The organism is Tsuneonella sp. HG249, from assembly GCF_053819205.1.
Genome location: NZ_JBSOQY010000001.1, coordinates 881,823 through 900,849, shown reverse-complemented (window position 1 = coordinate 900,849; position 19,027 = coordinate 881,823). Strand labels below are relative to the sequence as shown.

Here is a 19,027-nt window from a genome sequence, read left to right as displayed (position 1 = left end):
CCGCAGCCGCTAGAGGGCCGACAAACCGAGGAAGCCCGGCACGGGGCCGTTCCACTCGCCCGGTGCCGCTGGAGCGCCGTCATCCACATTCCGGGGAGCAGGAGGCTCGCGCTCGGTCCGCTCGTCGCGGCGCGGGCGCTCTTCGCGCGGGGCGCGCTGCTCACGTGGCTCGCGCGGCGGGCGCGCTTCGCGGCTTTCACGCGGCTCGCGGGCACGGCGCGGGCGTTCCTCGCGCTCCGCCTGCGCCGGCGCGGCTTCCGGTTGTGTTTCGGACGTCGGCTCCGCCGCCTTGAGCTCAACGCGCACGTCGTTCTTGCCGAACACCGGGATGGGCGACTGGGTCAGCTTCTCGACGTTCGAAATCGCCTCGGCGTCGTCCTCCGCCACGAAAGTGAAGGCGCGTCCCTTCGCGCCGGCACGGCCCGTCCTGCCGACACGGTGCACGTAATCGTCGGGATGCCAGGGCGTGTCGAAGTTGAACACGTGGCTCACGCCCTTGATGTCGAGCCCTCGGGCGGCAACGTCCGACGCGACGAGAATGGTGACTTCGCCTTTCTTGAAGCGGTCGAGCTCCTTGATCCGACTCGCCTGATCCATGTCGCCGTGTATCTCGGCGCTCGCGAAGCCGTAGCTCTGCAGGTTCTTGTTAATCTCGCGAACCGTGGTTTTGCGGTTGGCGAAGATGATCGCAGTTTCGACGAGATCGTTGTTGAGGAACCAGCGCAGGGTGTCGCGCTTGTCGCGTGACTTCACGGGAACCTTGAACGCGGTGATGTTCTCGTTGTTCGACGCGCGGCGACCGACCTCGATCCGCTTGGGGTTGTTGAGGAACTTCTTCGCGAGGTTCTCGATCGGCTTGGGCATCGTGGCCGAAAACAGCATCGTCTGGCGGGTTTCTGGCAGCTTCGAGCAGATGAACTCGATGTCGGGGATGAATCCCATGTCGAGCATCCGGTCCGCCTCGTCGATCACCAGCAGCTCGCAACCGTTGAGGAGGATCTTGCCGCGCTCGAACAGGTCCATCAGCCGGCCGGGCGTGGCAATCAGCACGTCGACGCCTTCGCTAAGCGCCTTGAGCTGGTCCCCCATCTGCACGCCGCCGATGAGCAGCGCCATCTTGAGGTTATGGTTGGTGCCGTACTTTTCGAAATTCTCGGCGACCTGCGCCGCGAGCTCGCGCGTGGGCTCGAGGATGAGCGAGCGCGGCATCAGCGCACGGCGGCGGCCGTGGGCGAGCACGTCGATCATCGGCAACACGAAGCTGGCCGTCTTGCCGGTGCCGGTCTGGGCGATACCGACGATGTCTTTCATCATCAGCACCGGCGGGATCGCTTGCGCCTGGATCGGCGTCGGCTCGGTGTAGCCGGCCGCTTCGACCGCCTTGAGCAATTCGGGAGAGAGGCCGAGGTCGGCAAAAGTCATGCGGGTTTCGATGTCCGGGTTAGGCGGGCCTTGGGAAAGCCCGGTTTGAACGAGGAAAGCCCCCTCCCCGTTCCGCGCGCGCCCCTGCGCGCGAGCGCACGAAAAGTCAAGGAATGGCGCGCTCAGTCGTCGACGTTGACGAGCTGGCGGATTTTGCTCACCTCGCAACTGGCGCCCGCGCGGGAATGGAGCTTGTCCCGCTCGATGCACAGCAGCCCATCGCCGGTGCGCTCGAGATAGAAGCCTCTGTAGAAATCGCGCGCCCTGCAGGCCTTTTCGAGACTGGCAGCCACCAGCCGCTGGTCGCGCATGAACAGCAGAAGGCGCCCGCCATCCGGCTGCACGGCCGCAATCCCGGAGACGGGCACGCACTTGCCGATCTTGCGCTCGATCACCCGGGGTGGAGCAGTAAGCGACATCTCCGGCAGCATCGAGGGCCGAATAGCCGGATCGCGGGGCGCGATGCGGATGGTCACCCGCTGCTCGATCCGCACCTGGTTCGCCAGCGGGTCCTCCGTTGGATCAACCATCGTCAGCGCCTCGCCGACGGCGACCGGGGCCGGAGAAGGCTGCGGCAGCAGCTCGGCTTCGTCCGGCACGGTGCGGTCTGCCCCCAGCGTGGGGACCAGCAACGCGAGGGGCGCGAGAAGAGCTAGGGATGGATGCATGGCGTCGGTTGCAGCGCGGATAGCGCATACGCTTGAATAGCGGCTTAATCCGAACGGGAAAGGCCGCAAGCGCTGGTCCCGGCAAGGCGCATCGTGCATCAACCGCGCCCGATGACTGCGCGCGATTCTTTCCTTGGCGAAGCGGCCGACCTGCTGGGCCCGAAGGGTTTCACCACCGATGCCGAGGCGATGTCGCCCTGGCTGACCGACTGGCGAGGCCGTTTCACCGGCCGCGCTCTGGCTATGGCTTCTCCGGCCTCGACGGCCGAGGTCGCCGCGCTCGTAGCCCTGTGCGCGCGCAACCGGGTCCCGATCGTGCCGCAAGGAGGGAACAGCGGCATGTGCGGCGGGGCGACGCCGGATGAAGAAGGCGGAGCCATACTCCTGTCGCTGCGGCGAATGAACGCGGTCCGCTCATTCGTTAGCGAGGCGCGGCAAGTAGTGTGCGAGGCGGGGGTGGTCCTCCAGACACTCCATGAGACCGCACAGGCTGAAGGCTTGCGGTTTCCGCTCACGCTCGGCGGGAAGGGCTCGGCGACCGTCGGCGGGCTCGTCTCGACGAATGCCGGCGGGACCCAGGTGCTGCGCCATGGCTCGATGCGCGCGCAGGTGCTTGGCCTCGAGGCCGTCGTGGCGACCGGCGAGGTATATTCCGCGTTGACGCCGCTCAAGAAGGACAACCGCGGGTTCGATCTCAAGCAGTTGCTGATCGGCTCCGAGGGCACGCTGGGCATCGTCACCGCCGCGACCTTGCGGCTGCTTCCCGCGATCGCGGACCGACAAGTGCTGTGGGTGGGGGTGCCCTCCCTCGAAGCCGCCCGCGCGCTCCTGCTCCACGCCGAGGCAAAAGCCGGGCCGGCCCTCGAGGGCTTCGAAGTGCTCGCGCAGGAGACCCTCGACGATGTGATCGAATACCTGCCGAACGCCCGCCCCCCACTGGAAGAGCGACACGAGTGGCATGCATTGATCGAACTCGTGGCGGACAAGGCTTCGGCCGAGCGGCTGCCGGGAATGGCGGAGGAACTGCTGTCGACCGCGCTCGAGGCGAATCTGCTCGAGGACGCCGCAATCGCCGCCAACGAAACACAGGCCGAGGCGTTCTGGTTGCTGCGCGATTCGATCGCTTCGGCCGAGCGCGCCAAGGGCCCCGCAGTGCAGCACGATATTTCGGTCGCGGTCGAACGGATGCCCGCCTTCGTCAGCGCAGCGGTCGGGCAGATCGAACGAAGCTGGCCTGGCACCAGGGCGATCGCTTTCGGTCATCTTGGCGATGGCAACGTGCACTTCCACGTGATCGCCCCGCCCGGGGCCGAGCCCATCGCTTGGCAGGTGACCGACGGCAAGGCGATCAGCGACGAGGTCTACGGCATCGTCACCGACTGGAACGGTTCGATCAGTGCCGAGCACGGTATCGGGCAATTGAAGCGCGACACGCTGGAACGATTGGGCGACCCGGTTGCGCTGGGAATGATGCGCGCCGTGAAGGACGCGCTGGACCCGCTGGGCATCCTCAACCCAGGGAAACTGCTCGCGCTTGCGCCTGGGAACTCCAGCAACTAAAGCGCGCGCTTCCCGCGCCCGGCTCCGGCCGAAGTGCGACCCAGATCACGCTTAACCGGAGATACCGATGGCCAGCGCGCCGCAACCTACCCTGCCCCTTTTCTATCAGGACCTGATGCCGCTCAACAGCCGCGACCACGCGAAGTGGCGCACCAAGCCGACCGACACGCTCAAGTGGCTGGCCAAAGAGCACGCAGTCCCCCTCACAGCGGAGGAGTTCATCCAGGCGCAGCGCGACTATCCCATTGTCTTCAGCGCCGGCGACAACCCCGTTCCGCTCGCGCTGATGGGCCTTAACGAGGGCGTGAACACCTTCGTCGAGGTAGATGGCAAGCCGATCGGCACTTTCTACGTGCCGGCGTATGCGCGCCGGTATCCGTACATGCTCGCCCGCCTGAACCCGGACGCGGAAGAGCTCTCGCTGTGCTTCGATCCGACCACCGACCTGCTCGGCGCCTTCGACGAAGGTGAAGCGCTGTTCAGCGATGACGGTAAGCCCGCCGGCCCGGTGGAAGCCGCGCTGCAGTTCTGCGAGCAGTTCGAGCAAGCCGGGGCCCGCACCCAGGCGTTCCTGGAAGAGCTCAAGAAGCACGATTTGCTGATGGATGGCGAAGTCGCGATCACGCAGAGCGCGAACCCCGACAAGCCCTACGTCTATCGTGGCTTCCGCATGGTCAACGAAGAGAAGCTTCGCGCGCTCGACGGTGACGTCGTCAAGGAATGGACCGGCAACGGCCTGCTCGCGCTGCTGTTCGCCCATCTCTTCTCCCTCGACCGTATGAGCGTGGTATTCGAACGCCAAATCGCACAGGGCAAGATGCCCGCACCGCAGGCCGAACCCGCCGCCTGAACGCGACAAAATGCCCCTTCCGCACGACCGGATGGGGCTTGAAACCGATTTGTCACGGTCCTACCTTTGCAATACCCGGTTCGCGCTTCCCTCATGGCCGAATCGGGCTGGTGCGCTTCGGTGCACCTCCTCCCTGAACCTTGGCCACCTCGTGCGTTTGCACGAGGTGGCTTTTTCTTACTCGGCCGCGAGCGGTAGCCGACTGCCGCCCATCTGCGCCACTTCGCCGGCCAGCAGGCGGACGAGCCCGGCTAGGGCCCGCACGACCCCGGCGAACCGGCCGCTGGGCTCCGCCAGGCGCGCGTCGAGGTAGGTCGCGCGGCAGACTTCCACCTGTAGCGCATGGATGCCCCGCGCCGGGGCGGCGTGGCGATCGAGTACGTATCCCCCCGCGTAGGGCCGGTTGTGGACCGCCACCCGCCCGTTCGCCTCGAACCAGGCGAACGCGCTCGCGACCAGGTGCGGATTGCAGCTTGCGCCGAAACGGTCGCCGAGCACGAATTCGCCGGGCTGCTCCCCGGCGTGGCGAGCACGCAGGGGCGGCATCGAATGGAGGTCGATAAGTAGCGCAGCTCCCCAGCGATCCCGTATGTCCTCGAGCGCGGCGGCGAGAGCCGCGTGATAGGGCGCGTGGATACCGACGATGCGCGCGTCGAGATCCGCGCGGGTCATGCGGTGCTTCCACACTTCCCCGAGCCCCGGCAGCCGCCGCGGGACGAGGCCCAGGCCACTGCGCGCGCGCCGGTTGGCCAGCGAGTGCCGGGCGCCCTGCGGCGCGCCGTCGATAACCATCGACCAGTCCATGTCGTCCGGTGCCCGGTTGAGGTCGAGCATTGCGCGCGGCGCATGGGCGACCAGCACGCCAGCCCCCGTCTGTTCGGCGATCGCATCGGCCATGGCGTCGCAGTGGCGGTCTTCCAGCCGCAACTGGGCGTACGGCGCATCGCGCATTCGGCCGAGCAGTTCCGGCGGGTAGGCGCGCCCGCCGTGCGGCGCCGCGATCAGCACCGGCACAGGAGTGCCCGGCGGCCGGCGGATAGTGAAGGCCGCCGCCCGGCTTCCGGGGATTTCACCGCCTGGCTCGCCCTCGATCAACCCTGTCGTCATGGACGCCAGAGTAACCATGCAGTCCCTTGTGTCAAAGCAGGTCGCGGCGAACAACGCGAAAGATTTCTTAAGCGCCTTGCGCTATGGGAATGGGATGAACGAGCACCAACCGATCCGCATTCTCCTCGCCGAAGACGAGGAAGCCATGCGCACCTATCTCGCGCGCGCGCTCGAGAATGCCGGCTACAGCGTGGCAGCGGTCGACCGGGGCACGGCGGCGGTGCCGCTGCTGGAATCCGAGCACTTTGATCTTTTACTGTCGGACATCGTCATGCCGGAGATGGACGGGATCGAGCTCGCCCAGCGCTGCAACGAGGTGAGCCCAACCACGAAGGTCATGTTCATCACAGGGTTCGCCGCGGTCACACTAAAGGCGAGCCGCGAGCAACCCCGCGCCAAGGTCCTGTCCAAGCCTTTCCATCTCAAGGACTTGGTGATGGAAGTCGACCGTATGTTTCACTCGGAAGCGGCAGCCCGCGTCTGAGGCTCTTGCCTAGCGGCAACGCGCTCGCTAGATGCGCGTCCGCTCGATGGTGTGGGCGTATAGCTCAGTGGTAGAGCACTATGTTGACATCGTAGGGGTCGCAAGTTCAATCCTTGCTACGCCCACCATCGAAAGGCCCCGCTAGGCGGGGCCTTTTTCGTTTGCGGCCGCTCCCTTGCACCCCCGCCGCGCCCTGCTAAAGCGCGCCCAACTCAAAGACACAGCAGGACCAAAATGGCGAAGATCAAGGTAGCGAACCCCGTCGTCGAGATGGACGGCGACGAGATGACCCGCATCATCTGGCAGTGGATCCGCGAACGGCTGATCCTGCCCTACCTCGACATCGACCTGAAGTATTACGACCTCTCGGTCGAGAAACGCGACGAGACCGACGACCAGATCACGATCGATTCAGCCGAAGCGACCAAGAAGTACGGCGTGGCCGTGAAGTGCGCGACCATCACGCCCGACGAGGCGCGGGTCGAGGAATTCAAGCTAAAGTCGATGTGGAAGAGCCCCAACGGGACGATCCGCAACATCCTCGGCGGCACGATCTTCCGCGAGCCGATCGTGATCCAGAACGTGCCGCGGCTGATCCCCGGCTGGACCGATCCGATCGTGGTGGGCCGTCATGCATTCGGCGACCAGTACCGCGCGACCGACTTCGTGGTGCCCGGCCCCGGCAAGCTGCGGCTGGTGTTCGAAGGGGCCGACGGCCAGGTGATCGACCGCGAGGTGTTCAACTTCAACGGCGGCGGCGTCGCGATGGCGATGTACAACCTCGACGATTCGATCCGGGACTTCGCCCGCTCGTCGTTCAACTATGGCCTCAACCTCGGTTGGCCGGTTTATCTCAGCACCAAGAACACCATCCTCAAGGCCTACGACGGGCGCTTCAAGGACCTGTTCCAGGAAGTGTTCGACCGCGAAGGCTTCGCGCAGAAGTTCAAGGACGCCGGCATCGTCTACGAGCACCGCCTGATCGACGACATGGTGGCATCGGCGCTCAAGTGGTCGGGCAAGTTCGTCTGGGCGTGCAAGAACTACGACGGTGACGTGCAGTCGGACCAGGTGGCCCAGGGCTTCGGGTCGCTCGGCCTGATGACTTCGGTGCTGCTGACGCCCGACGGCAAGACCGTCGAGGCCGAAGCCGCGCACGGCACCGTCACCCGCCACTACCGCCAGCACCAGCAGGGCAAGGCGACCAGCACCAATCCCATCGCCAGCATCTTCGCCTGGACCCGGGGGCTTTACTACCGCGGCAAGTTCGACGGGACGCCCGAAGTGCAGAAGTTCGCCGAAACGCTTGAGCGGGTGTGCATCGAAACCGTCGAAAGCGGCAAGATGACCAAGGACTTGGCGCTTCTTATCGGGCCCGAGCAGGCGTGGATGACCACCGAGCAGTTCTTCGAGGCGATCGTAGAGAACCTCGAGAAGGAAATGGCCGCGTCGGCCTGAGCTAGGCGTTCCCGGCGACAGGGGAGCGGACGTGCTCCTGCCGCACACCGTGGCCGATGAACCAGCCGGGAATGCGGCGCAGCAGTGGGTAGCGGTCGAGCAACCGCATCGGTAGCGGCGGCTTCTCGGGCAAAGAGCGAACGCCTGAAATCACCGGCGTCAGCAGGCTTTCGTGAACCGTTCGCTGGGCGGACTGGATCAATCGCGTCGGGAATAGCCGTCGCCGCTGCACCTTAGGCAGCAGGCTATCGACCGAATCTCCGCGGGCCAGCGGCGCCCCGAGCAGGTTGGCGGTGGCGATTGCGTCCTGAACGGCCAAATTGATCCCAATGCCACCAACTGGGCTCATCGCATGCGCCGCGTCGCCGATGGCCAGCAATCCCGGTCGGCTCCATTCGGTCAATCGGTCGAGTGAAACCGACAGGAGAAAAACGCGCTCCCAGTCGGGCAGCGCCCCGGCCAAATCGGCCAAGTCGGGGCCGGCCGCGCGGATGTCTTCGCGGAAAGCTTCGATGCCGCGCGCTTTGATCGCATCCGCCCCGCCCTTCGAGATGACAAACGCGCACTGCCAATAATCTTCGCGATCGATCATCACGAGGAGCCGGTTTCCCACAACACTTCCGCGCAAAGCGGTTCCGCGAGCCGCTTTCGGCACCGCGAACCAGAACACGTCGATCGGAACACCGAGCCTTTCGAGCGGAAGCACTTGGCGGGCGATCGAATCCCGGCCGTCGCAGGCGACCACGACCCGGCCAGCGCAGATTTCCTCGCCCGACCGCAATAGAACGCCTGCGACCCGCCCATCCGCCTCCACGAACCGCTCAACCGACGCCTCCATTCGCAACCCGAAGCAAGGATACTTCGCCGCTTCATCGCGAACGAAATCGAGGAACTCCCATTGCGGCATCATGGCGATGAACGGGGCCGGCATCCTGAGGTGGGAAAGGTCGCCTAACGTCATCGGCCAGCCGTTCCAGTTGATCTCGGCGCGATCGATCCGGTTGTGCGGGCGCTGCAAGAACCGCTCGAGCAGGCCCAGTTCGTCGAGTGCCTGCATTGTCGAGGGGTGGACCGTATCCCCGCGGAAGTCGCGAAAAAAGTCGGCATGCTTCTCGAGCACGAGCGTTCGGACCCCGGCGCGGGCCAGAAGCAGCCCGGTCATCATGCCCGCAGGGCCCCCGCCGACGATGATCACGTCCGGCTCCATCAGGTTAGGCATAGCCGATTTCACTGCCCCGCAGGACATTTGATTTTCCTACAGGGCTCAGAACGGGTTAGCAGGGCGGCATGAGCCCGCTGCCCTCCCCCATGCTTGTCTTCGGCCTGCACACCGCAGATTCGAAATGTCACTCCAAAACGGCTTCAAGCGTGCGTTTTACGGATGAGGGAAGCCCTTCGGAAGTTTTTCGCGAAGCCGGGGTCGGTGTGCCATCCGGGCAGGTCTTTCGCGGATGACCGAAGGCCTGACCCAGTCGACAATGCTGTCCGATGGGCTCGTGATTCTCGGCGCGGCGGGGATCGTGATTCCGGTGTTCCACCGATTTCGCATCACGCCGGTCATCGGCTTCATCCTGATCGGGATTCTGGTGGGCCCGTTCGGGCTCGGCCGGCTCGTTGCCGAGCAGCCATGGCTCTATCACGTGACCATCACCGAGCCCGAGGCGCTCGAGCCTTTTGCCGAATTCGGAATCGTGCTGCTGTTGTTCACGATCGGCCTCGAGCTATCGTTCAACCGGCTGTGGACCATGCGCCGGCTGGTGTTCGGTCTCGGCGCGCTGGAAATGATCATTGGCGGCGCGCTGCTCGCGACGGCCCTCGCGGTGATGGGAGAAGGCTGGACCGCGGCTCTGGCGCTCGGTTTTGCCCTCGCCCTCTCGTCGACGGCGATCGTCTTGCCGATCTCGGGCACCACGAGCCCCGTCGGGCGCGCCGCGCTCTCGATGTTGTTGTTCGAGGACATTGCGATCGTCCCCATCATCTTCGTGCTCGGCGCGCTGGCGCCTTATGCCCGAAGCGAAGGACTCGACGGACTGTTCAGCACAGTCTGGCAAGGGCTCGCCGTCGTGGTCGCGCTGCTGGTCATCGGCCGGCTCGCGCTGCCTCGCCTTTTCAGCCAGGCGGCCCGCACCAAGAGCCCCGAACTGTTCCTCGCCGCCAGCCTGCTGGTGGTGATCGGCGCCTCGCTCGCCACCGCCGCGGTTGGCCTGTCGCCCATCGTCGGCGCGCTCATCGCCGGTCTGCTGATCGCCGAGACGGAGTACCAGGGCGAGGTCGAGGGGATCATCGAGCCGTTCAAGGGTCTCGCCTTGGGCATATTCCTCATCACCGTCGGCATGAGCGTCGACCTCGCGATGATCTGGGCCAACCTCTGGGCGATTGGCCTGGCGGTGGTCGGCGTGCTCGTGACCAAGGCCATCGTGACCGGGGTGCTCCTGCGGATGATGGGCGCCCGGCGCGGCACCGCGGCGGAGACCGGCCTGTTGATGGCCTCGCCGAGCGAGACCACCCTGATCGTCCTCTCGGCGGCGACCGCGGCGCTGGTGATCGATCGCGAAACCGCGCAGTTCTGGCAGATCGTCACCGCCATCGGCCTGACGGTTACACCCCTGCTCGCACGGCTGGGTGCACTCGTCGCCCGCCGGGTCGAGCCGATGCCCCCGTTCGAGGACGACCTCGGCGAGGCGCGGGCGATCATTGTGGGAGCCGGCCGCGTCGGGCAACTCGTCGCCGATATGCTCACGGTGCACGGCATTCCCTACGTCGCAATCGACAGCGATGCGGACCTCATCGAACGCACCCGCCGCAAGGGTTATCGCGCGACTTTCGGGGACGCCGCCCGCGGCAACACACTCGACCGGATGGGGATAGACCGTGCTCCGGCGGTCATCCTGACGATGGACGAGCCCGTGCTGGCGCAACGCCTGACCGGCAAGCTGCGCAGGGCCTATCCCGATCTGCCCATAATCGCCCGGGCCCGCGATCTGGCGCACGCTTCGGCGCTATACCGCGCCGGCGCCAGCCACGCGGTGCCGGAAACCCTCGAAAGCTCGCTGCAACTGAGCGAAGCGGTGTTGGTCGACCTGGGTCTGCCGATGGGCCCGGTGATCGCCTCGATCCACGAAAAGCGCGACGAATTCCGCGAACAGATCCGCAGCGACGCGGAGCTCTCGCATACGCCCAAGTTGCGTACCGGTGCGTTCGACCGGGGATAGATTGACGCTCCGAGCCGTTGACCGGGCAGAGGAGACGAAGACTATGACCAAGCCGAACCAGCCCGAAGACCAGTCGCCGGCGCAGCAGGCCGGGGAAGAGAACGGACGGATCAAGAAGCCGCAGCGCAGCGAACGAGAGATGGTCGATCTGGCCCGCGGCAGCGAAGTGGAAACGCGCGCGGCAGCGAGCCGGCGCAGCTGAGGCCCGCGTCGCCGGAACGGTCCGTTCGTTCAGGCGGCCGGTACGCTCGCCAGCGCGGTGCGAACCGCGGCGATAGCGTCGGCCGCCCTGCTGCCGTCAGGCCCCCCGCCCTGGGCCATGTCGGGTCGGCCGCCGCCGCCCTGCCCGCCGAGTGCCGCTACTCCGGCACGGACAAGCGAGACCGCGTCGTAGCGGCCGACTAGATCGTCGGTCACCGCCACCGCGATCGCCGCGCGACCGTCGTTGACCGCCACGATGGCCGCGACGCCCGTGCCCAAGCGCGACTTGGCTTCGTCGAGAAGGCCCCGCAGCGCCTTTGCCTCAAGGCCATCCAGCACCTGGCCGGAGAACTTCACCCCGCCCACGTCCTCGTCGGCCGCGGCCGCCTTGGGACCGCCCGCACCCAGCGCGAGGGCCTTCCTCGCTTCGGCCAGCTCGCGCTCGAGCCGCTTGCGTTCATCAAGCAGCGCCGCAAGTCGGGCGGGGACGTCCTCGGGAGCCGCGCGGACCGCAGCCGCGGCCTCCTTCAGCGCGTCTTCGCGGTGGACCAGCCACTGCCGCGCCGCCTCGCCGGTTAGCGCCTCGATCCGGCGCACGCCCGAGCTCACCGCGCTTTCCGACACGATGCGCAGAATGCCGATATCGCCGGTGGCGCGAACGTGCGTGCCGCCGCACAGTTCTACCGAGTAAGTGTCGCGGCCCATGCTGAGCACACGCACCTCGTCGCCATACTTCTCGCCGAACAGCGCCATCGCGCCCGCGGCGATCGCGTCGTCGGGGCTCATCAGGCGGGTCGTGACCGGCTCGTTCGCGCGGATCTCGGCGTTCACTTCGGCTTCGACCGCGGCGATGTCTTCCGCCGTCAACGGTTTAGGGTGGGAGAAGTCGAAGCGGAACCGGTCGTCGGCGACCAGCGAGCCCTTCTGCGTCACGTGTTCCCCCAGCCGGCGGCGCAGCGCGGCATGAAGCAAGTGCGTGGCCGAGTGGTTGGCACGGATACGGTCGCGGCGGTCGGCGTCCACCCACAAGTGCACCGTATCGCCCACCGCTATGGTGCCGGCTTCGATCCGGCCACGGTGCGCATGGAGCCGCCCGAGCGGCTTCGAGGTATCCTCGACCGCAATCTTGAGCCCCCCCGGGGTGCTAATGGTGCCGGCGTCTCCGCTTTGGCCGCCGCTTTCGCCATAGAACGGGGTCTGGTTGGTGAGGACCACGATCTCCGCACCGGCGTCGGCGCGGTCGACTTCCTTGCCATCTTGCACGATGGCGGTGACCCGGCCCTCGCCTTCGGTGGAGGTGTATCCGGTGAACTCGGTGCCGCCCTCTCGCTCGGCGATGTCGAACCACAACTCGCCGTCAGCCGCCGAGCCGCTGCCCTTCCACGCGGCCCGCGCCGCGGCTTTCTGCCGCGCCATCGCGGCATCGAACCCGGCGCGATCGACCGCGATACCGCGACTCCGAAGTGCGTCCTCGGTCAGGTCGTAAGGGAAGCCGAACGTGTCATAGAGCTTGAAGGCGGTCGCGCCGTCGAGCTCACCACCCTCGGCCATGCTGCCGGTCGCTTCATCGAGCAGCTTGAGCCCGTTGGCGAGCGTCCGGCGGAACTGGGTCTCCTCGCGTTCGAGCGTCTCTTCGATCAGTGGCTGCGCACGACCGAGCTCGGGGTAGGCCTGCCCCATCTCCGCCACCAGCGCGGGCACGAGCCGGTGCATCAAAGGCTCGCTTGCGCCCAGCAGGTGCGCATGGCGCATCGCACGGCGCATTATCCGGCGCAACACGTAGCCGCGCCCCTCATTCGACGGCAGGACGCCGTCGGCGAGCAGGAAGCTTGTCGAGCGCAAGTGGTCGGCAATGACCCGATGGCTCACCTCGGCCTCGGTACCGGCTTTAGTAGACGTGAGACTCTTGGAAGCGCCGATCAGCGCCTTGAACGTGTCGGTGTCGTAGTTGTCGTGAACGCCCTGCATCACCGCAGCGACGCGTTCCAATCCCATACCCGTGTCGATGCTGGGCTTCGGCAGCTCGCCGACGATCTCGTCGGCCGCCTGCTCGTACTGCATGAAAACGAGGTTCCAGATCTCCACGAAACGGTCGCCGTCCTCGTCAGGCGATCCAGGGGGGCCACCGGGAATGTGATCGCCGTGATCGTAGAAGATTTCCGAGCAGGGGCCGCAGGGACCTTCCGAGCCCATCGCCCAGAAGTTGTCCTTGGTCGGGATGCGGATGATCCGCTCCTCTGGCAATCCGCTGACCTTCCGCCAGAGATCGAACGCTTCATCATCGGTGTGATAGACAGTCGCCGTCAGCCTGTCGGGCCTAAGCTCCCATTCCTTGGTGAGCAGGGTCCACGCATGGAGGATTGCCCGCTCCTTGAAATAGTCGCCGAAGCTGAAATTCCCGAGCATCTCGAAGAATGTGTGGTGGCGCGCGGTATAGCCAACGTTGTCGAGATCGTTGTGCTTCCCGCCCGCGCGGACGCACTTCTGGCTGCTGGCCGCGGTGGGTCCGGGAGGCGCTTCCAGGCCAGTGAAGATGTTCTTGAAGGGCACCATGCCAGCGTTGACGAACATCAGCGTCGGATCGTTGTACGGAACCAGCGGCGCGCTCGGCACCACACGATGCCCTTGGCCCGCGAAGTAGTCGAGGAAGCTGCGGCGGATTTCGTTCGTCGAGGTCATCTTGTTTGGCAGGTAGTTGCTGGGGCTAGGGCGGACAAGCGAATTGCGGTCTAAAAGTGGCAGCGTCAGCCGCGCCGGCCGGTCACGATCCAAGCGGCGGCCGGAAATCCCACCAGGTTGCCTTCGCGCCGGCTGTGTAGCCAGCGCTCTAGCCGTTCGATGAACGCCGCGCGCTCGTCGGACGGTAACTCGGTGGCGGCCGCTGCAGCCGGCCCGATCGACAGGAAGAATTCGGTGGCGTCGGCGGCGGGGTCTTCGCCCATTCCGGCGATATAGGCAAAATCTACCGCCTCGAAGGCAATGTCACTCCAGCCGGCCGCCGTCAGGATGCTCTCGACTTCGTTGGGATCGGCGAAGGCGAAGGGGCCGGGGGCGCCGGGGGCAGGATGCTGCAGAGTGCCCGGGGGCAGCAGCTCCGCGATCTCCGTAGCCCAGGGATTCTCCGCCCGGGCGCGGAAGCACGAGAAGAGCAACCCGCCGCGCGGCGCAACCAATTGCGCCAGATGAGCGAATGCGCCGACTGGCTGGTCGAAGAACATCACACCGTGGCGAGAGACGACGAGGTCAGGGTGGAAGCCAGGGCGTGACCAGTGCGACGCGTCGGCCACTTCGAACGACGCATTGGCGAGATGCTCCCCGCGCTCTCTTGCGGCCTCGACGAGCGGTACGCTGATGTCGATCCCGACGATCTGCGCATCAGGGTTCCCGCGGGCGAGAGCGAGGGTGAGCTCCCCGGCACCGCAACCGACGTCGAGCGCCGCCGAGATACGCTCGGTGCGAGCGCGGCCGAGCAGGCGTTCGGTGAGGCCGGCAAAGCTACGGTCGGTGCGCCGCCATTCCTGGGCCCACTTGTTGCCCGTTCGGCCTTCCCAGTCGCTTCGGCTCGTCATCTCGCCCTCCCTGCAGATGACGGGATTGCGGTGAGTCCGGCGGATTGCAAGCGACATACGTCTGCCGAAAGGGAAAAGCCGGTGCGGGCCGCCTGGGCACACGCACCGGCTTTCCGGTTTGGCGGGCGCGGGGGGTGCGCCCTTCACTTGAAGATCAGATGTCGTCTTCCGCGTCCGGGCCCGTCATCATCTCTTCGGCGACGGCGTCGGTCCGGCCGCGAATGGCGGCTTCCAACTTGTCGCAAACCTCGGGGTTGTCTTTCAGGTACTGCTTGGCGTTCTCGCGGCCTTGGCCGATGCGGATCGAGTCGTAGCTGAACCAGCTTCCCGACTTTTCCACCAACCCAGCCTTGACCCCGAGATCGAGAATTTCGCCTATCTTCGAGATGCCTTCGCCGTACATGATGTCGAACTCGACCTGCTTGAACGGCGGCGCGACCTTGTTCTTGACGACCTTCACCCGGGTCGAGTTGCCGACGATATCGTCGCGGTCCTTGATCTGGCCGGTGCGGCGGATGTCGAGGCGGACCGAGGCGTAGAACTTGAGCGCGTTGCCGCCGGTGGTGGTCTCCGGATTGCCGTACATCACGCCGATCTTCATGCGCAGCTGGTTGATGAAGATGACCATGCACTTCGAACGGTTGATCGAGCCGGTCAGCTTGCGCAGCGACTGGCTCATCAAACGAGCCTGAAGGCCGACGTGGCTATCGCCCATCTCGCCTTCGATCTCGGCCCGAGGGACCAGCGCGGCGACCGAATCGACCACGAGCACATCAATCGCGTTCGAGCGCACAAGAGTGTCGACGATCTCGAGCGCCTGCTCGCCGGTGTCGGGTTGCGAGACGATCAGCTCGTCGATGTTGACCCCCAGCTTCTTGGCGTAGCCGGGGTCGAGCGCATGCTCGGCGTCGATAAACGCAACGGTGCCGCCCAGCTTCTGCGCTTCCGCCAGCACATGAAGCGCGAGCGTGGTCTTGCCCGAGCTTTCCGGACCGTACACTTCGATCACGCGGCCCTTGGGCAGGCCGCCTACGCCAAGCGCTATGTCGAGGCCGAGGCTGCCGGTCGAAATCGTTTCGACCTGCATCGTTTCCTTCTGGCCGAGCTTCATCGCCGAGCCCTTGCCGAACGCGCGGTCAATCTGCGCGAGCGCGGCGTCCAGCGCCTTCTGACGGTCCGTATCCAAGTCCTTGCCTTCCACCAGCTTGAGATTCGAAGCCGCCATGACACACCCTTTCGCGTTTTGCCTAGGCCCGCAGGCCACCTGTCACCCGAAGCGGTATGTATCTGCTTTGTTCCAATAGAACAAGGAGTGAACAAAAATTTTTGTGCTGGAACGGCAGATGCTTAGTTGTTGCCTATCGTCCACCGTAGTTCGCGGCGGCCATTGGCAGGCACGGTCGTTTCGTAAATCCGCGCTCCGTCCTTCACCCGGGTGCCTCGCAAGCCACCGATCTTCGCGGCCCCACCCCCCAACGTGAGTCGCAGGCGGACCGGCGAGGGGTTTGCATTGCTTGCCACGAGCTTCATCGGGATACGCTGGCCTGCTTCAAAATCGGTGTCACCTTCGGCCGCGCACGATACCGCCACTTGGGGGCTTTCGCCGAGCGCGATCTCCAAATCTTGCCCCGAGGCATAGTCTCGCAACCGCTGCTCGCCGACGAGAAGTTCGCCTTTCGAAGTGCTTTCGAACACCGTGATGCCCCCATTGGGCAGGGCGACTCCCAGCCCATGTTTGGCGTCGTTCACCGATGCGAGCAGCAGTCCGGCCTGGCCCACCTCGTCGAGATTACCCCACGGGCTGCAACTCGCGGTGTGCAGCAGCCTTCCCTTGACCGCATCACGGTCAAGGAACGCGACCTGCTTCTGGCTCTGCGCTGCCACTGTCACCGGCTCGGGCACGCGATACAGTTTCAGATCGGCGAGGTCTTCCTCGCGCGCCACCATCGCCGCGCGCGACACCCGAGTGCCGGTCACGACGACGTCTTGCGCTTCCAGCATAATCGCCGGGGCCGCGGCTGGGGGTGGAGGCGGCGGGGGCGGCGGCACGGGATGGCGGACCGGCGACCCGGCCGCGGTGCTGCCGAAGGGATAGCACATCAATCGCAAGGGCTTGCCTTCCGGCGGGTCGGACAGGCTCTCGTAGTCGCTTTCCACGCGTAGCTTGCCGGCGACCGCCATCAGTTCGGCGTCGGGAAAGCTCTGGCCGTTGTCGTTCACCAGCGTCAGCCAACTGGTGAGCCGCATCTTGACGTTGTCGGCCGAACCCCCGTCGTCCAGCGTGGCGACGTAGTGAGCCTGCCAATCGAAGCCCCACGAGAGATAGGTGAGCGTGACGGTATAGGTCCCGCCCGCCGGCGACGAAGTGTCGATGGAATAGACCGGCCGCGCCGAAAGACCCGCGGGCACGCGGTCGAACGTGAGCTTTTCCGGGAGGCCCGAACAACGCACCGCCTCGAACCCCGAGCTGGTCTGCAACACTAGGCCCCCGTCGGCGCGGGTGCGGACGATCGCATCCTCGCGCGTTTCGCGCCCGGTCGCGGGGTTGGTGCGGGTGAGCGTCACGCGGTTGCCGAGCGTGCCGTCGACCAGCGCGCCTGGGCTCAGCAAGGCGGCGTTGCGGTTCTTCTCGATCGTGCCCCCAGGAAGGCCGGTGACGATTGCGGTGACCGCCACCATGCCTTCCGAAACACCCTCGAAGCGGATCGTCGTCTCGCCAGGAGGGAGGGTGACCTGCCGGGTCTCGCTGATCATCGCAAACCCGCGCGGCCAATCTCGATCCATCACGCCGTCGGTCCCGCGATTAGGATCGCGGTACACCGTCACCGCGAGCTTCTCGGGCGGCGAAGCATCGACCGCGTCGCGCGCGGCGAGTGGCTGGACGACCGCCGCCAGCAGCAAGGTCGAGAGCGTCCAGCGCACCGGCCGACTCCTCAGTACCGCGTCTCGTAGGTCACGCGGACCTCGCGCTTGCCGTTGGCGGGCACCGACACGAGGTACTTGCGGGTGTCGGCGTTGAGCTGTTCCCCGGGGACATCTTCGCTAGTGATCCGGAAGTCGCGGCTCCACCAGCCGCGGTCGAGACCGCTCTGGGTAAGCTCGACGTCGACCGGCGTGGGTTTGGCGTTGGTGAAGGTGTAGCGCATAGTCGTGCGGTAATATTCGACTGCCCGCTCGGCAGTGACTTCGCGCACGACCTCGCCGTCCTTGATCACGCGGTAGCGGCTGCTCGCCTCCCATTCGCCGGGCGTGATCTTGTCGCGCGCGACCACATCGGCCTGAACGAACACGTCGAATGCGTCGCCGGTGGTGAGGGTCAGCGCGCTGCCCATGGGCGTGTGACCAATCCGGCTCTCGCCCACGAACTGTGGCGTGCCTTGGCGGTCGCGCTGGTAGAAGCGGACCGTGCCCGCAGGCAGCGCGTCGCCGAGACCTTGCTCGCGCGAGGTGGAGAAAGCGATCGCGCTCGACACGTTCACGGGCTGCCCGTCGCTAACCAGCCAACCCACGTTACGGGCATAGACCTTGCGTGCCGCCACGCCCTGCACGTCGAGGAAGCTCACCTGCTTGGTCTGCGCGTTGGCGATCGTTGTACGGCCGGGCAGCGGGTAGAGATAATAATCGGCCAGCCGCTCGCGATCGGCGGTCTCGGTCCCCGGGACGAAACCGCCCGGGCGCGGCGGCGGCGGCGGGCGCCGGTAGGTCGCGCCGTTGTTGCCATTCGAAGGGCTGCCGGCGACGAGCACGGTATCGGCGTTATGAAAAGTGGTGCCGGTCTGGTTGGTCAGGGTGATCCAGCCCTGCATATCGGTCGTGCCCTTGGCCTCGTCGTAGAGCGCGACGTAGTCGGCGTCCCAGCCGAGCCCGCCCGTCAGATAGCGGATGGAGGCAGGCCTCGCGCCCCCGCGGTCGCTCTCGACGGTCACTGAAAGCGTCGGCCGCGCACGCAGGTTAGGCGGTACGCGGTCGAACACCGTGCGCACCGGCAGGCCATCGTCGCGCAGAACCTCGATCCGGTCGCCGATCTTCACCACAACCCCGCCCGCAGTGGAGAGCACCGTGGCACGCTCGCGGGTCTCGGCGCCCGTGGCAGGATTGGTGCGGATCAGGGTAACGGTCTGGCCGATCGCCTTTTCCATCAGCTTGGCGGGTGTCAGCAGGTCGAAGTCGAAGTTCTGCTCGACGATCCCGGCCCCCGCCGCGTTGAAGCTCAGGGTTTCGGGGCGGATCTGCGCCGACACGTCGGGAAACTCGATCCGGCTACGGCCCGAGGCGATCGCCAGCTGGCGCACGTCCTGCACCAAGGCCTGGCTATCGTTGTAGATCGTGATGTCGAGATCGCCCTGCGCGGTCGGTTCGGTCTCGGCGGTTTGCGCGTAAGCGGTCGCGGCAAAAGCGGCGGCGGCGGCGCCGGCCAGACATAAGCGATTCAGGCGCATGATCTCTCCCGTCAGCGAACCCACAAGGACGCTTGTATGTAACAATGTATCCTGCGC

At 66.0% G+C, this 19,027-nt stretch carries 15 protein-coding genes and 1 tRNA gene; 7 read left to right on the top strand and 9 right to left on the bottom strand.

Annotation, left to right across the window (positions count from 1 at the left end):
- Nucleotides 1–9: 9 nt before the first annotated feature.
- Both ACWPM1_RS04425 and ACWPM1_RS04420 read right to left on the bottom strand, forming a co-directional pair.
- Nucleotides 10–1,422 carry a DEAD/DEAH box helicase gene (locus ACWPM1_RS04425; protein ID WP_455693626.1) on the bottom strand — a complete coding sequence of 471 codons (1,413 nt, stop codon included), beginning with the start codon at nucleotides 1,420–1,422 and terminating at the stop codon, nucleotides 10–12.
- 122 nt (nucleotides 1,423–1,544) lie between these two features.
- Nucleotides 1,545–2,090, bottom strand: coding sequence for a hypothetical protein (locus ACWPM1_RS04420; RefSeq protein ID WP_455693625.1), 546 nt, complete (start codon nucleotides 2,088–2,090; stop codon nucleotides 1,545–1,547).
- Nucleotides 2,091–2,201: 111 nt separating this feature from the next.
- Here ACWPM1_RS04420 and ACWPM1_RS04415 point away from each other — a divergent pair, with 111 nt between their 5' ends.
- Nucleotides 2,202–3,650, top strand: coding sequence for an FAD-binding oxidoreductase (locus tag ACWPM1_RS04415; RefSeq protein WP_455693624.1), 1,449 nt, complete (start codon nucleotides 2,202–2,204; stop codon nucleotides 3,648–3,650).
- Between the two features lie 67 nt (nucleotides 3,651–3,717).
- Nucleotides 3,718–4,500, top strand: coding sequence for a SapC family protein (locus ACWPM1_RS04410; protein WP_455693623.1), 783 nt, complete (start codon nucleotides 3,718–3,720; stop codon nucleotides 4,498–4,500).
- 177 nt (nucleotides 4,501–4,677) lie between these two features.
- On the opposite strand, the gene ACWPM1_RS04405 is transcribed toward ACWPM1_RS04410, so the two are convergent.
- Nucleotides 4,678–5,607 (bottom strand): N-formylglutamate amidohydrolase, encoded by a 930-nt coding sequence (locus tag ACWPM1_RS04405; protein WP_455693622.1) that lies wholly within the window; start codon nucleotides 5,605–5,607, stop codon nucleotides 4,678–4,680.
- A gap of 94 nt (nucleotides 5,608–5,701) precedes the next feature.
- Between ACWPM1_RS04405 and cpdR the strand changes: the two genes are divergently transcribed.
- The 3 genes from cpdR to ACWPM1_RS04390 all read left to right on the top strand — a co-directional run bounded on the left by cpdR (nucleotide 5,702) and on the right by ACWPM1_RS04390 (nucleotide 7,549).
- Entirely contained in the window at nucleotides 5,702–6,091 is a 390-nt protein-coding gene (gene cpdR, locus ACWPM1_RS04400) for a cell cycle two-component system response regulator CpdR (RefSeq protein ID WP_455693621.1), read from the top strand.
- A 53-nt stretch (nucleotides 6,092–6,144) separates the two neighbouring features.
- A tRNA-Val gene (locus tag ACWPM1_RS04395) sits at nucleotides 6,145–6,219 on the top strand.
- 106 nt (nucleotides 6,220–6,325) lie between these two features.
- Nucleotides 6,326–7,549, top strand: coding sequence for an NADP-dependent isocitrate dehydrogenase (locus tag ACWPM1_RS04390; protein WP_455693620.1), 1,224 nt, complete (start codon nucleotides 6,326–6,328; stop codon nucleotides 7,547–7,549).
- Nucleotide 7,550: 1 nt separating this feature from the next.
- Here ACWPM1_RS04390 and ACWPM1_RS04385 read toward each other — a convergent pair whose 3' ends face one another.
- Nucleotides 7,551–8,795 carry an FAD-dependent oxidoreductase gene (locus ACWPM1_RS04385; protein ID WP_455693619.1) on the bottom strand — a complete coding sequence of 415 codons (1,245 nt, stop codon included), beginning with the start codon at nucleotides 8,793–8,795 and terminating at the stop codon, nucleotides 7,551–7,553.
- A 205-nt stretch (nucleotides 8,796–9,000) separates the two neighbouring features.
- Here ACWPM1_RS04385 and ACWPM1_RS04380 point away from each other — a divergent pair, with 205 nt between their 5' ends.
- On the top strand, nucleotides 9,001–10,761 hold the full coding sequence (locus ACWPM1_RS04380) for a cation:proton antiporter domain-containing protein (RefSeq protein WP_455693618.1): 1,761 nt from the start codon (nucleotides 9,001–9,003) through the stop codon (nucleotides 10,759–10,761).
- Nucleotides 10,762–10,804: 43 nt separating this feature from the next.
- Complete coding sequence (locus ACWPM1_RS04375; RefSeq protein ID WP_455693617.1) at nucleotides 10,805–10,963, top strand: hypothetical protein; 159 nt, start codon at nucleotides 10,805–10,807, stop codon at nucleotides 10,961–10,963.
- A gap of 29 nt (nucleotides 10,964–10,992) precedes the next feature.
- Here the strand turns inward: ACWPM1_RS04375 and alaS are convergent, their stop codons facing one another.
- From alaS to ACWPM1_RS04350, 5 genes are all read right to left on the bottom strand, one after another.
- Nucleotides 10,993–13,641: an alanine--tRNA ligase gene (gene alaS, locus ACWPM1_RS04370; protein WP_455693616.1), complete on the bottom strand. Its 2,649-nt coding sequence runs from the start codon at nucleotides 13,639–13,641 to the stop codon at nucleotides 10,993–10,995.
- 65 nt (nucleotides 13,642–13,706) lie between these two features.
- Nucleotides 13,707–14,531, bottom strand: coding sequence for a class I SAM-dependent methyltransferase (locus ACWPM1_RS04365; protein WP_455693615.1), 825 nt, complete (start codon nucleotides 14,529–14,531; stop codon nucleotides 13,707–13,709).
- 154 nt (nucleotides 14,532–14,685) lie between these two features.
- The gene (gene recA / locus ACWPM1_RS04360; RefSeq protein ID WP_455693614.1) at nucleotides 14,686–15,756 is read right to left on the bottom strand and encodes a recombinase RecA; all 1,071 of its coding nucleotides are present in this window, start codon (nucleotides 15,754–15,756) and stop codon (nucleotides 14,686–14,688) included.
- 122 nt (nucleotides 15,757–15,878) lie between these two features.
- Nucleotides 15,879–17,453, bottom strand: a complete 1,575-nt coding sequence (locus ACWPM1_RS04355; RefSeq protein WP_455693613.1) for a DUF4139 domain-containing protein — start codon at nucleotides 17,451–17,453, stop codon at nucleotides 15,879–15,881.
- A gap of 11 nt (nucleotides 17,454–17,464) precedes the next feature.
- Entirely contained in the window at nucleotides 17,465–18,970 is a 1,506-nt protein-coding gene (locus ACWPM1_RS04350; protein WP_455693612.1) for a DUF4139 domain-containing protein, read from the bottom strand.
- Nucleotides 18,971–19,027 lie beyond the last annotated feature (57 nt).